General features: G+C 57.9%; 8 protein-coding genes. 6 read left to right on the top strand and 2 right to left on the bottom strand.

Translation table 11 applies throughout. The annotated features are described in order from the left end of the window. Window positions 1–35 precede the first annotated feature (35 nt). Window positions 36–3,290, top strand: a complete 3,255-nt coding sequence (locus DW171_RS04180) for an ABC transporter ATP-binding protein/permease (RefSeq protein ID WP_118270509.1) — start codon at window positions 36–38, stop codon at window positions 3,288–3,290. Window positions 3,291–3,334: 44 nt separating this feature from the next. Here the strand turns inward: DW171_RS04180 and DW171_RS04175 are convergent, their stop codons facing one another. Together DW171_RS04175 and DW171_RS04170 are read right to left on the bottom strand one after the other, a co-directional pair. Beyond that, window positions 3,335–4,468: a hypothetical protein gene (locus DW171_RS04175; protein ID WP_118270508.1), complete on the bottom strand. Its 1,134-nt coding sequence runs from the start codon at window positions 4,466–4,468 to the stop codon at window positions 3,335–3,337. Window positions 4,469–4,531: 63 nt separating this feature from the next. Next, window positions 4,532–5,059, bottom strand: a complete 528-nt coding sequence (locus DW171_RS04170; RefSeq protein WP_118270507.1) for a DUF3592 domain-containing protein — start codon at window positions 5,057–5,059, stop codon at window positions 4,532–4,534. Between the two features lie 1,132 nt (window positions 5,060–6,191). Between DW171_RS04170 and DW171_RS04160 the strand changes: the two genes are divergently transcribed. From DW171_RS04160 to DW171_RS04145, 5 genes are all read left to right on the top strand, one after another. Continuing rightward, window positions 6,192–8,636 (top strand): HAD-IC family P-type ATPase, encoded by a 2,445-nt coding sequence (locus tag DW171_RS04160; RefSeq protein ID WP_118270505.1) that lies wholly within the window; start codon window positions 6,192–6,194, stop codon window positions 8,634–8,636. A gap of 9 nt (window positions 8,637–8,645) precedes the next feature. Continuing rightward, entirely contained in the window at window positions 8,646–9,128 is a 483-nt protein-coding gene (locus tag DW171_RS04155; RefSeq protein ID WP_118270504.1) for a winged helix-turn-helix domain-containing protein, read from the top strand. 272 nt (window positions 9,129–9,400) lie between these two features. Continuing rightward, window positions 9,401–12,163: a magnesium-translocating P-type ATPase gene (gene mgtA, locus DW171_RS04150; protein WP_118270539.1), complete on the top strand. Its 2,763-nt coding sequence runs from the start codon at window positions 9,401–9,403 to the stop codon at window positions 12,161–12,163. A gap of 30 nt (window positions 12,164–12,193) precedes the next feature. Next, window positions 12,194–12,349 (top strand): hypothetical protein, encoded by a 156-nt coding sequence (locus DW171_RS10225; RefSeq protein ID WP_199586829.1) that lies wholly within the window; start codon window positions 12,194–12,196, stop codon window positions 12,347–12,349. 112 nt (window positions 12,350–12,461) lie between these two features. Further along, window positions 12,462–13,415 carry a tRNA-dihydrouridine synthase gene (locus tag DW171_RS04145; RefSeq protein WP_118270538.1) on the top strand — a complete coding sequence of 318 codons (954 nt, stop codon included), beginning with the start codon at window positions 12,462–12,464 and terminating at the stop codon, window positions 13,413–13,415. Window positions 13,416–13,419: the final 4 nt, after the last annotated feature.

The following is a 13,419-nucleotide window of genomic DNA, read 5'->3' as shown; positions in this document are numbered from 1 at the left end:
GGGCGAGCGCGCCCGCGCGAGAGAGGTTGCCGTCCATGCTGGATCTCAGAGATATTTGCAAAAGGTACGTTACGCAGTCGTTTACGCAGGTAGCGCTCGACAGCGTAAGCCTGTCTTTTCGCGATAACGAGTTTGTAGCCATCCTGGGTCCCTCGGGTTCGGGTAAAACTACGATGCTCAACGTCATTGGTGGACTCGACCATTTCGATTCCGGCGACCTGTTGATCGATGGCATCTCGACCAAGGACTTCAGCGACCGCGATTGGGATGCCTACAGAAACAATCGCATTGGCTTTGTGTTTCAGAGCTACAACCTCATTCCGCATCAGACCATTTTGGAAAACGTGGAATTGGCGCTTACGCTCACGGGCGTGGGGCATGCCGAGCGCCGCCAGCGTGCACGCAAGGCGCTTGAGGCAGTCGGTCTGGGCGAGCACGTTAACAAGCGCCCGAGCCAGCTATCGGGCGGCCAGATGCAGCGCGTGGCTATTGCCCGCGCCCTGATCAACGATCCCGAGATTGTGCTGGCTGACGAGCCGACCGGCGCCTTGGACTCAACGACATCCGTGCAGGTCATGGATTTGCTCAAGGACGTTGCGCGCGACCGTCTGGTCATCATGGTCACGCACAATCCCGAGCTGGCGTACAAGTACGCCACGCGCATCGTCACCCTGGCGGACGGCAAGATCACCGACGATTCAGATCCCTTTGATGCTGCCGAGGCCGCGCGTCGCGAGGCCAAGCCCACGCGCAAAACCTCGATGAGCTTTGTGACGGCGCTGGGGCTTTCTGCCCGAAACCTCATGACCAAGAAGGGTCGCACGGCCATGACGGCCTTTGCGGGCTCGATTGGCATTATCGGCATTGCGGCGATCCTGGCGCTGTCCAACGGCGTAAACGACTACATCAAAAAGGTCGAGGAGGACACGCTCTCGAGCTACCCGCTGACGATTTCCAAACAAGACTACGACCTGTCGTCCATGATGGGCGGCCATGGGGCTACCGATGAGGAGGCGTCCAAGGGCGAGGGCTCGTCCGATGACGCTACCGGTGGCAAAGCTAAGGGAACCGACAAGATCCCTGTGGTCACAGCCGTAAAGGACATGTTCGCAAGTGTTAAATCTAACGATATGACAAGCTTTAAGGCATGGCTTGACGACGACGGCGACGGTATCAATAAAGAGGTCAACGCTATCCAGTACGGCTACGGCGTGACGCCGGTTGTCTATCGTGCGGGCAAGGACGATGAGAAGCCTGTCCGGCTGGTGCCCAACGCTATGACCGAGGCCATGAGCGGCGGCGCAAGTTCGGCGGCAACGGTGAGCATGGATTCCATGGGAACCTCGGTCTTTAACGAGATGATTGACGACCAGAGCCTGCTCGACAGCCAGTACGATGTCGTCGCCGGCCATTGGCCCACGTCTGCCAACGAAGCCGTGATGGTACTTTCGAGCCGCGGCACGGTGGGCGACTACACGCTCTACAGCATCGGTGCGCTGGATATCGATGAGCTCAACGACCTGGTTAACAGCGCCATGACGGCCGATGGCAAGGTTGAGACGCCCAAGACCGGCGGCGACTTTACCTACGACGATGCGCTGTCCACGACGTTTAAGGTGCTGTCGCCGGCCGATGCCTATCGTAAAAACGAAGAGACCGGCATGTGGACTGACATGTCTGGCGACGCCGACTTTATGACGGCCAAGGTTGCCGACGGCATTGACGTGCGTATTGTGGGCGTGGTGCGACCTAACGAGACGGCCAATGCGAGTGCATTGTCTCCGGGCATTGCCTATACGCATGCACTGACTCGCCAGCTTATGGAGCGTGCCGCCGATTCGCAGATTGTGCAAGAGCAGCTTGCCCACCCCGAGACGGATGTCTTTACGGGCAAGTCTTTCGACGAACTGCAAGGCGAGGCCAAGCAGGGCGTGGATCTGGGCAGTATGTTCAGCGTGGACGAGGCGACGCTCAAAAGTGCGTTCTCGTTCGATGCATCTGCGCTCTCGGGCGCGGCGGGCGGTGTCGACCTTTCTGGTATCGATTTGTCCGGGCTGAACATTGACCTTTCGGGCGTTGGTAAGGACATCGACTTTAGTGACATCATGGCCAAAGCGCCGGCCCCCGATTTCTCGGGTATCTTTGACGGTCTGGAACTTACGCCCGAGCAAATGCAGCAGGTGGGAACACTAGCCAACCAGCTGTTTGAGGGCTTTTTGCAGTCTGATCAGTTTAAGGCACTGACGCCCGATGATCTTAAGGACGCGTCAAAGCTTGCTGCCGCATTCTCGTCGTATCTTGAGAATGATGCCGCAGCCCAGCAATGCCTGGCTCAGCTCAGGGCGCTGGGCGGCGATGCCCTGGCCGAGCGCCTGCAGCAGGCGATGACCGACTATGTGCAAAAGCAGCTGGCTCCGTATCTGCAGCAGGCTATGGACCAGGTCATGAAGACGATCAGCGAGCAGATAGCGTCGACGGTATCGTCCCAGCTCAAGGCGGGCGCGGCAGGGCTCATGGGCCAGATGGCGACGCAGATGTCATCGAGTTTTGCCAACCTGGCGAGCGCTATGCGTGTGGATGCGAGCGCCTTTGCGCGTGCCATCCATTTCAACATGGACGCCGAGGACCTGAGTTCGCTCATGATGAGCTATGCCAAGGCGTCGAAGCTCACCTACGACAACAATCTGACCACGTTGGGCTATGCGGACGAGGCGGACCCTATCTCGGTCAAGATTTTCCCGCGCGACTTTGAGGCCAAGGAGCGCGTGCTCGATTACATCGATGCGTACAACAAGCAGGTCAAAGCTGCTGGACACGATGAGCAGGCAATCTCGTACACCGACTACATGGGCATCATCATGGGCTCGGTAACTGACATCGTGAACACCATCAGCTTGGTACTCATCGCATTTGTGAGCATCAGCTTGGTCGTCAGCTCCATCATGATCGGCATCATCACCTACATCAGCGTACTGGAGCGTAAAAAGGAGATTGGCATCCTGCGTGCGATTGGCGCGTCGAAGCGCAATGTGGCCAACGTGTTCAATGCCGAGACCTTCATCGAGGGCCTCATTGCCGGCGTCTTTGCCGTTGCCGTCGTGGTTGTCGTGAGCTTTCCGGTCAATGCCTGGGCGCTTGCTGCCAAACAGGTCCCCAACTTGATGAGCCTGCCCGTGCAGGATGCGCTGGTGCTCATCGCGATTTCGGTGCTGTTGACGGTTGTCGCCGGCCTGCTGCCGGCCCGTAGCGCATCCAAGAAAGACCCCGTGGAAGCCCTACGCTCCGAATAATGTGACAAAGGGACAGTCCCTTTGTCACATTCATCTCCCTGCACCTAGTTCGTTTTGCCCATCAGCGTGATGCGGATGGTTGGATGGGTGTACTCGTCAAACTCGTCCTCGGGATCCGTGTCAAACGAGTAATACGCTTTAATAGGGTCGTCACTCGTCCTGATAGAGATTCTCTCGTAGAGCGAGCCGTTCAAAAAAGCTTGCCTAAACTCTTCGGGGAGCTTCTGCGGTGCTAGGAGCTCGGGGCTTGTGGTCTTGACGTCTATGGTTTGGACAACAGAGGAAAGCTCGTCAAGATCGAGCTCGATACGGGCGAGGTTGTCCTCGAGGCTCGCGCCGGGGTCGACCTCTGCCGCGTAGCTCACTTCCGTGAGTGTCCCCTTGTTGTCAAAATCCAGGTACGTATAGGTCTTTTGGGTATCGGAGTCGCCGTCGTGCAGATAACCGCGGACGTGATAGCCGTAATCTTGATATCGCTCGTAGGGGTCATCGGCGGACACGTACTCGCATGAGGGCTCTAATGCCTTGCGAGCAATGGCGATCTGCTCAGCCGCGGCCGCGGCGTTCTCCTGCATCTCGATGTTTCCCTGCGCCAGCTGCGGGATATAGGCGCCGCATACGATCGCGAGGGGCAGCGCCACAAGCGCGATGACCCACTTCTTTGCACGGGGGACAGGCACGCCACAGGCCTCTGCCATAGCCTTTGCGTTGGCGAAGCTCTCGGTAAGCACGTCTGCCGCGGTGGCGACGGCGCCTACGGCAGCGGCGACTTCTGCCGCGCCGCCCAGGTTGCGCGCGGTCTCGTTGTCGCTGTTCTTGAGCAGGCGCGCGGCGGCCTGCGTGCCAACAACGCCTGCGATTTGTGCCGAGCGGTCTTTCTCGCTCTGCTCGACGGCGAGCCGGCGCTGCATTTCCTTCCACTGCTTGCCACGCATGCCAAAGCGCGGGGCGAGAGCGCAGTAGCAGAATATAACGAGCTCGATGGCGGTGAGCACCAAGGCGGTCATCATGCCTGTCTCTTGGAAGCCTTCGTGATGGAAGACGATGTCGTCGACCATTTCGAAAGGAATGATCGATAAGGGCAGCACGAATGCCATGGCAAGCGCCGCGCCGGCAACCTTTGGGCAAATGCAGTATCGCTGGATGCGCTTACGTTCTTGTTCGGAGAGTGTTGCCATAGCTGGTCCTTGGTGTCGTGGCGGTCGTTGTGGCGCGCGGCGCGCGGGATGTATCAGTCTGAGCTAGCGCTGGATAAGAACATAGAGCAAAATACTCAGCGCGATGAGCAAGATACCCGCGATGTTAAATATCAGCGTGGCAAAGTCGCCCACGATAGGGCGCTCGACATAGCTCTTGTCTGGGCTGCTGGGGTTGTAGTGCACAGTCATTTGGCTGCCGAGGGGCCAAAGCTGCTCTGCGAGAGTATCTAGGCGTGTGATGGGTCCTGTCTGTACGTGCAACCAGCCCTTGGCGTCTTCGTACGCCGCGCTTTGCGTGCGGACGGGGAGTCCCGACAAGCTTTTGGTCTTTACGCCGCGGAATTGTTTTCTCACGTGGTACCGCGTGCCGTCGACGGTGTACTCCAAAACGGGATACATTCTGCCTTCGCCCATAAAGCGGTGGTCAATGACCGTTCCCATGATCATAGCGGTGCAGGCCTTGGCTTTCCTGCGGGCGGCGGCTTTCATGAGCGTGCTCATTCCGATAAGCAGGATGCCGATGCCTCCAACCGAGATGAGCGCGAGCAGGGATATCTGCGACGTGGTCACGGCGTTCTCCTTTGGCGCGATACCGTCATATGTGACTCAGTATAGAGAATCCCGCCATCGATGAGTGCATGGTCATGCGGCTAAAGTGTCATGGCAGCTCGATGGGTTTGCCATGTCGGCTTGCCAGATGGTCCTGCCGAGCATACGATGCGCTGCCTGGGCGTTGGCAAGGATGCTTTTCGCGCCCGTCGCAATGGGACGTCTCTCCTTGCCATCACTGCTTTTTGCCTGATACCGAGCGCGTTTTCATGCATGTGGAATCGGTTTTAGCTGTTGGATTCAACTCTTATGGAATGCGTGCCCCTTACAGTCCTCGGATGGATTCTGCCAGTGACAATAGGGCGCCTCGTTATGCGGCAGGAGACTGCCCCTTTGCCATATTGGGGCCCTTGCGAAATCGATGTCAAATACTTTTCCCGAGAAGTGAACGAGTGAAAACGGACCCCCGAAGCATCGGCACTTTTGGCGTGCAATTTCCTGCGGTTTTGCCAGTCGAATCCTGCGGTTTTAACGTCTAAAAATGTCGATGTTTCGGGGGCCCAAATACAGCCGTTCACTTCTCGGGAAAAGTATTAGACCTCGAGATGTAGACGGCGTTTGAGAGCAGCAGCTAGAGTGTAAACCTGCTTGCAGCTCCTTTCACTGTTTGTCCTGCATCCCAAAGCGCGGTGCAAGGGCGCATTAGCAAAAGATGGTGAGTGCGATTGCGGGGAGTGTGATTGCGGAATACATTCCCGCTGGTTGGAAACCCTTTTGGCGAAATACGATGTCGTTGGTCATGCGGAGTGGCAGCCTCAGCAGACATACTGCGAACGCCATGACGAGGACAGTTGCTGCGATTTTGGGTATGTGCAGTATCACTGGATGCACTTCTTGTCATGTTCGGTGAGCTGCTGCGCGAAGCCCTCGATCCCCATCGTTTTCCGTCTGTGGCGTACACATGTCCCTGAGCGTAAATGATTAGCAGGCGTTTGTTCTTTGTGTGCGGTAACCGGAAATCAAGGAATAAGGCAAAGGGGCCGTTCCTGTGTCACATGTGTTGCATGTAAAAGCAAGGAAGTCGCAAGGAGTGGGGCGGGGATACCGGTATATGCCTCGGATACAATCGAATCCATGCTAGAAAGAGGCTCTGATGATTAAAAAATCATTTTTCAATCCGTTCTCGTCCCTGTTGCTTGCGCTGGCCGGTTTGGCTTTTTTGGTCGATGTCGTTCCGCAGGCGCAGGGCCAGACGGGGGTGTTCGCGCCTACTGTGTTGTTTGCAATGTGGCTGGTCGGCGGCTTGGTGCGTCTGTTCTATGAAAATGAGGCTATGCGCACCTTCAATCGCCATATGCTGAGGGCGAGCCATGCGGCCGTTTGGAAGCGTGTTGACGCATGCTGGGTTCAAATCAATGCCGACCGGCTTGTGCCTGGCGATGTGATTCGCTTGTACGCTGGCATGCTCTGCCCGGTCGATGCGATTCTTGCCCAGGGCAATCACATTCTTGTTTCCGAGTCATCGCTTACAGGCGAGAGTGGCCAGACCGCAAAGCGGGAGGGCGAGACCGTTCGCGCAGGGACGACTATTGTTGATGGCAAGGCCTCGGCAACCGTTCTTGCATGTGCCGACAAGGATGAGGCCGTGCCGTGCCGGCGCGCCCGCCCTGCCACGCAGTTTAATGTTGGGGCCAAGAGCATTTGCGCGGCTTTAGTCAAGTGCATGCTGATTGTGTTGCCGTTTGTCATTACGATTCGTGGCGTCGTGTTGGGCGACTGGGCGCAAGCGCTGCTGTTTGCTTTGGGAACGGCCGTTGGTCTGGTTCCCGAAATGCTTCCAGTCGTTACGAGCGTCTGTCTGTCGGGCAGCGCCCGTCGTCTCAAAAACAAGCAAGTCATCGTTAAGAACGTCGATGCCATGGAGTCGCTGGGCTCCATGGACGTAGTGTGCGTGGACAAGACGGGAACGCTGACAGAAGATGTCGCGGTGCTTGAGTACTACACCGATATCCTGGGCAACGAGAGCGAGCAGACCCTCAACTTGGCGTATCTCGAGAGTATGAATCAGGGGACCGTCGCCAATCAACTTAACCGGGCTATTGCCGATGCGTGTGCCGCACCCGAGCTTCGCCTTGCTGCCAAAGATCTTGGTCATTCATTTACCCTGTATGCGTCCGATCCCTTTGATCACGTTGTCAAGGCGTCGGGCGTTAAGCTCGGCACCACACCGGGGGCACTTGGGTGTCTGGGGCTGCCTGCTCGTCCCGACAGTCGCCTGACCATCGTTAAGGGCGAGGTCGAAAGCGTTTGCGCACATTGCGACTGGGCGAGCTTTAAAGGCGAGCTCGTTCCCATGAATGAAGAAGGGCGCCAGAGCGCCTACGAGGTTGCCGAGGATATGCGTGCCGATGGCATCAAAGTGCTCGCTGTCGCCTACAGTACGACGGCGGCGGGTTGGGACGGTCTGGTGCTGTGCGGTTTTCTGGGCTTCTTCGACCGACCAAAGGCTAGCGCCCACGCTGCCATTCGGTCACTTTCCGACCTGTCTGTCGAGGTGCGCGTGCTGACCGGTGATTCGGCGTCGGTCGCTCGTTCTACCTGTAAACGCCTTGGGATTCCCGCCGGTAACGTCATCACGGGTGCCATGCTCGATGCCATGGAGGAGTCCGAGGCGCTTATCCAGGTGGGGCAGACTCGCGTCTTTGCCGAGCTCACGCCCGCGCAAAAGGCGCGTATCGTAGGGCTCATCCGGCTTTCGGGCCATGCCGTCGGCTATATCGGCGACGGCGTGAATGACGTGCCGGCGCTTACGGCGGCAGACGTCGGTATCGTTGTGGATTCTGCCGCCGCCGAGTCCAAGAAGGTTGCCGACCTCGTGCTGCTCGAGCGCGACCTGGGCGTCGTTGCCGAGGGCGTACGCGAGGGCAGGGCCTCGTTCGCCAACGCCTCCAAGTACATCCGCATCGCGTCGAGTTCTAACTTTGGCAATATTTGTTCGGTGGCTGCCGCCAGCATCTTCTTGCCCTTTGTGCCGGCGACCGCTACTCAGCTGCTTTTGCTCAACTTGCTTTACGACGCGACCTGCCTGGCGTTGTCGTGGGATAACGTTGACGGCGAGGAGATTGCTCGCCCCAAGGCATGGTCGGGCAAGGGCCTGGGTGGCTTTATGCTCCATTTTGGCTTTGCGAGCTCGGCCTTTGACATCATCACCTTTGCCATTTTGTTCTTTGGCGTGTGCCCCGCCGTATGCGGTGCATCTTTTATGGCGTTGGACGACGCGGGTAGGGCGGCCTTTATTGCCATGTTCCAAGCAGGTTGGCTGCTGGAGTGCGCATGGACCGAGTCGCTGGTGCTTTTGGTCTTGCGAACACGATGCGTTCGCGGGGCTGATCGCCCGCGCCGTTTGCTCGCGATGATGGTCGGCATCATGCTTGTCGCGTCTGCCTTACTCGCACTGGGTCCGGCGGTGCAACTGATCGGTCTTGCCGCTTTACCGGCGTGGTATTTGGGCGTCGTCGCACTGCTCAGTGTGCTGTACCTTGTTGTCGTTTCGGTCATCAAGCGGGTCTACCTGTCCCGTGCGAGCAGTTTGTTCTAGGGTGGTTCTATGCAAACGAACAGAACCAACATAGCGATCACGCCCGCCGAGGCCGCCGAGCTCAGCGGTGCGCTGTTCTCGTCCGGCAGTGCCGCCGCCCACGAGCTTGCGCCTATATTTGCCGATATCGCGTCGGGCAGACTCACATCCGTCGAACTCATGCTCGCGGGTTCGCAGCCGGGTTCCGCCGCAGAGCCCATCGTTATCGACGGGCTGTCGATTGACCTGGCTTCGCGCACCGTGAAGGTCTTGGGTGTACCCGCCTCGCTCACGCCCAAGGAGTTTGACATCCTTGCCTTTTTGGCCACCAATAGGGGCACGGTCCTTAGCAAGGAAGAAATCTATCGAGCGGTGTGGCGGGACGAGTATTTGCTCGACGACAGCAACATCATGGCCTTTGTCCGAAAGATTCGAAAGAAGATCGAGCCCGAGCCCGACAACCCGCGCTACCTGCTAACCGTGTGGGGCGTGGGCTACAAGATGACGGAATGACGCTTTGGCCTATTGCCCCCGCCAATAGAAAGCAGCAGAACAATCCTTGCCGAATCGCAAGAAAGCCGCAAGAAACCAGCCATGTGCCTGGTCTTGCGGCTTTTCTATGCTGTGAACAGTCGCAGACGCGAAGGAGAGGTGAGGACCTTGAGCGGCAGTGACAGTACCGGAAGCGCAGGGCGGTGTGCGTCGCCGCGGTCCCATCTTGTTAAGGACCGCCGCAGCTAAGTTGCTCTGCATGCAATCGATAGAACGGAGCGTAGTAAGTGAAGATGTTAACCATGCACCGTGCGGCTTCGACGGCTCAAGCGCAGCACGATTTGATTCGGCATCGTGCGGAGGGGCGCATCCAGTATGCGGCGACCATTCCGCTGAGCGATGCTATGACATGGGTCGGGTCCAACCTGGGTGGTCTGGATCGCGACGAGGTCGCACACAGTGAGGCGGACAACGGGCGCAACGTGGTCACGCGCGGCAAGAATAAGTCGCTGGCCCGCAGGCTCGCAGACGCCTTCGTCAACCCCTTTACGGCAATCCTATTTTTCCTGGCCATTATCTCGGCGGCAACGGACATGGTGTTTCCCGCCCTTTCGCTTATGGGGAGCGTGCCGGAAGATTTCGATCCGCTGACCGTGATTATCATCACCACGATGGTGGTGCTTTCGGGCACGTTGCGCTATATCCAGGAGGCGCGTAGCGGCAACGCGGCCGAAAAGCTGCTCGACATGATCACGACGACCGTGACGGTCACTCGAAAGGGTGCTCCCAAGGAGGAGATTCCCATCGACGATGTGGTGGTCGGCGACATTGTGCACCTTTCCGCTGGCGACATGATCCCTGCGGATGTGAGAATCATCGAGGCCAAGGACCTCTTTGTGAGCCAGGCCAGCCTGACGGGTGAGAGCGAGCCTGTCGAGAAAATGCCCACGACCTGTGTAGAATCCGATTCGGCAACGTCGTTCGAGAATATCGCCCTTATGGGCAGCAGCGTGATCTCGGGCAGCGCGACCGCAGCCGTCTTTAGCGTGGGCGAGCAGACTCTGTTTGGTTCGATGGCGTCGAGCCTTTCGGATGACGCCGTGGAGACCAGCTTTTCCAAAGGCGTCAATGGCGTCTCGTGGGTGCTCATCCGCTTTATGATGGTGATGGTCCCATTCGTCTTTTTGATTAACGGCGTTACCAAGGGCAACTGGCTCGATGCCGGCCTCTTTGCCATCAGCATTGCCGTGGGTCTTACGCCCGAGATGCTGCCTATGATTGTCACCACGTGCCTTGCCAAGGGCGCAGTTGCCATGAGCAAAAAACAGACCATCGTTAAGAACCTCAACTCGATTCAGAACTTTGGCGCCATGGACGTGCTGTGCACGGACAAGACCGGCACGCTGACGCAGGACCAGGTGGTGCTGGAGTATCACTGGAATATCAACGGTCAGGAGGATTCGCGCGTTTTGCGCCACGCCTATCTCAACAGCTATTTCCAGACGGGCTACAAGAACCTCATGGACCTGGCGATTATCAAGTGCACCGAGGAAGAGGAGCAAAACGACCCGAGTCTCACCGATCTTTCGGAGGCATACGTAAAGGTCGACGAGGTGCCGTTTGATTTTGCGCGCCGTCGCCTTACCACCGTGGTGCGCGATCGCAGCGGCAAGATTCAGATGGTCACCAAGGGCGCTGTCGAGGAAATGCTCTCGGTGTGCTCGCATGCCGAGATCGATGGTGCGGTTCGCGTGCTGGATGGCAAAGTGCGCGAGCGCATCCTTGCAACGGTCGCCGATCTGAACGACGACGGTTTTCGCGTGTTGGCGATTGCGCAAAAGTCCAATCCTTCGCCGGTCGGCGCCTTTAGCGCCCAAGACGAGTGCGATATGGTCCTAATCGGCTATCTGGCGTTTTTGGATCCGCCTAAAGAGTCGACGGCCGATGCTATCGAGGCACTGCGCAATCATGGCGTCGCCACCAAGATTTTGACCGGAGACAACGAGAAGGTCACGCGTACCATCTGCAAGCAGGTGGGGCTGCAGGTCAACAACATGCTGCTGGGCAGCGATATTGCCGCCATGGATGATGCGGAGCTCGCCCGCCGCGCCGAGGACGTGCAGGTGTTTGCCAAGCTCACGCCCGACCAAAAGGCGCGTGTCGTCTCCGTTCTGCGCGACAACGGGCATGTTGTGGGCTATATGGGTGACGGCATCAATGATGCCTCGGCCATGAAGTCGTCCGATATCGGAATCTCGGTCGATACCGCTGTCGACGTTGCCAAGGAGTCGGCGGACATTATTTTGCTCGAGAAGGACCTGATGGTGCTCGAGGAGGGCATCATCGAGGGGCGTAAGACCTACGCTAACATGATCAAGTACATCAAGATGACCGCGAGCTCTAACTTCGGCAACATGTTTAGCGTGCTTGCCGCGTCTGCCCTGCTGCCGTTTTTGCCCATGATGAGCATCCAGCTGATTTTGCTCAACTTGATTTATGACTGCAGCTGCCTGGCGATTCCCTGGGATAACGTGGACGAGGAGTTCCTGCGCGTGCCGCGTACCTGGGATGCGTCGAGTGTCGGCAGGTTCATGATCTGGATCGGTCCCACCAGCTCCATCTTCGACTTTATGACCTACATCTTTATGTACTTTGTTTTCTGCCCGCTGTTTGTGAGCCACGGCGTGCTGTTTAACGATCTGGCGCATGTTTACTCGGGCGCTGCGCTGGGGCAGATGCAGCTGGCATATATCGCGCTGTTCCAGGCCGGTTGGTTTGTCGAGTCCATGTGGAGCCAGACGCTGGTTATTCATATGATCCGCACGCCCAAGCTGCCGTTTATCCAGAGCCGCGCCTCGGCGCCGGTGATGCTGCTCACGATGACGGGCATCGCGCTGCTCACGGCGATTCCATTTAGCCCGCTTGGACCCACGTTGGGTCTGGGTGCCTTGCCCATTGAGTACTTCCTGTTCCTGATTCCGTGCGTCTTGCTGTACATGGCGCTGGCGACAAGCCTTAAGAAGGCATATGTCAAGCGCTATGGCGAGTTGCTGTAACAGGGGATTTGACATGAGAGGAGCGTTCGCATGAACTGGACGCAGATTTGGATTGACCTGTTTGGTACCTCGGAGTGGCTCGGCCTCGATATGGGCTTTTGGGTGGCCAACGGCGTCGTGCTCGTCATTGTCGTCATTATGAACGTCGTCTTTTGGAGCATGAAGCCACTGCCGAAGGACAAATAACATGCATGGGGTCATTTGCTCTGCTGTGCCAAAATAATCACTCGAATGATGATTTGCGAATGTGACAAAGGGACTGTCCCTTTGTCACATTGTGAGTTGAGAGTGGATGTCGATGTATTTATCGCTGGCCCCTATGGAGGGGATTACCGGGCATGTGTTCCGTCGCGTGCATGCGGAGTGCTTCGGTGCGCTCAATTGTTATTACACGCCGTTTTTGCCGCCGCCGCGGGTGGGTAACCGCTTTGGCGGCAAGGCGTTTAAAGAGGTGAACCCTGCCAATAACCAGGGGCTTAACGTGGTGCCTCAGCTGATGTCCAAGAACGCAGACGAGTTTGTGTGGGCGGCGCAGATGCTCGCCGATATGGGTTACCGCGAGGTCAATCTCAACCTTGGCTGCCCCTCGGGTACGGTTGTCGCTAAAGGCAAGGGTTCGGGCTTTTTGCGCAACCTGGATGAGCTCGAGGTGTTCTTGAGCGACGTGTGTGAACGCTCGCCGTTGCCGGTGTCGGTCAAGACCAGGCTGGGATTGGAGAACGACGACGAATACGAGCGCGTGCTCGACCTCTATTGCCGCATGCCGTTGGCAGAGCTGATCGTGCATCCGCGCGTGCAAAAGGACCGCTATACGGGTTCGCCGCGCAAAGAGTTTTACGGCGAGACGCTGGAGCGGGCGCCGTTTCCCGTGGCCTATAACGGCGACATCTTTGATCTTGAGGACATGGATGCGCTGGTGGAGGCCTATCCCGGAACGCGTCACGTAATGTTGGGGCGCGGCTTGCTTGCGAACCCCGCACTGGCTCGCATGGTTAAGGGCGGTCCTGCTGCCACGGCAGCTGAGCTGCAGCGCTTCCACGACACGCTGTTCGCAGCCTATGCGGATGAGATTGGCGGCAATGCAGTCTTTCGCATGAAGGAGTGGTGGTTCTACGCCAAGTGCGCCTTCGCCGATCCCGCTACCGTTCACAAGATCGTGCGCAAGACCAAAAAGGTCGACGAATACCGCGCCGCCGTCGAGCGCGTCTTTCGCGAGCAGCCTCTGGCGCCCATAGCCCGCTTTCACGGCTAGTTAG

It is taken from the genome of Collinsella sp. AM15-2 (assembly GCF_003471985.1).
Lineage (GTDB): Bacteria > Actinomycetota > Coriobacteriia > Coriobacteriales > Coriobacteriaceae > Collinsella.
This window is presented reverse-complemented; position numbering and strand designations above follow the sequence as displayed.

Bases quoted from the DNA above. Each gene is read 5' to 3' on its own strand.
- DW171_RS04155 (WP_118270504.1), top strand. From the start codon at position 8,646: ATGCAAACGAACAGAACCAACATAGCGATCACGCCCGCCGAGGCCGCC.
- DW171_RS10225 (WP_199586829.1), top strand. From the start codon at position 12,194: ATGAACTGGACGCAGATTTGGATTGACCTGTTTGGTACCTCGGAGTGG.
- mgtA (WP_118270539.1), top strand. From the start codon at position 9,401: ATGTTAACCATGCACCGTGCGGCTTCGACGGCTCAAGCGCAGCACGAT.
- DW171_RS04180 (WP_118270509.1), top strand. From the start codon at position 36: ATGCTGGATCTCAGAGATATTTGCAAAAGGTACGTTACGCAGTCGTTT.
- DW171_RS04160 (WP_118270505.1), top strand. From the start codon at position 6,192: ATGATTAAAAAATCATTTTTCAATCCGTTCTCGTCCCTGTTGCTTGCG.
- DW171_RS04175 (WP_118270508.1), bottom strand. From the start codon at position 4,468: ATGGCAACACTCTCCGAACAAGAACGTAAGCGCATCCAGCGATACTGC.
- DW171_RS04145 (WP_118270538.1), top strand. From the start codon at position 12,462: ATGTATTTATCGCTGGCCCCTATGGAGGGGATTACCGGGCATGTGTTC.